The sequence below is a fragment of the Luteimonas panaciterrae genome (assembly GCF_020511115.1).
Taxonomy (GTDB): Bacteria; Pseudomonadota; Gammaproteobacteria; order Xanthomonadales; family Xanthomonadaceae; genus Luteimonas; species Luteimonas panaciterrae.
Window position 1 is genome coordinate 1 of the sequence record NZ_JAJAVH010000059.1, and the last position, 226, is coordinate 226.

At 67.3% G+C, this 226-nt stretch carries 1 protein-coding gene; it reads left to right on the top strand.

Annotated elements, in window-relative coordinates; genetic code table 11:
- Window positions 1-226, top strand: a 226-nt coding sequence (locus LG367_RS18240; protein ID WP_226470686.1) for a DUF11 domain-containing protein, incomplete at both ends; no start/stop codon positions are given.

The following is a 226-nucleotide window of genomic DNA, read 5'->3' on the forward strand; positions in this document are numbered from 1 at the left end:
CACGGTGACGGTGGCCAACGCTGGTCCGAGCACCGCGACCAACGTGCAGGTCACTGACACGCCGACCAATCTAACGATCACCGGCGTGTCCGGTGGTGGCTGCATGGCGTTCCCGTGCACCATCGCCAGCCTGGCCTCGGGCGCGAGCGTGACCATCACGGTCACCGCGACGATCAACGCGCAGGGCACGTTCCAGAACAGCGCAACGGCGACGACGCCGGATCAG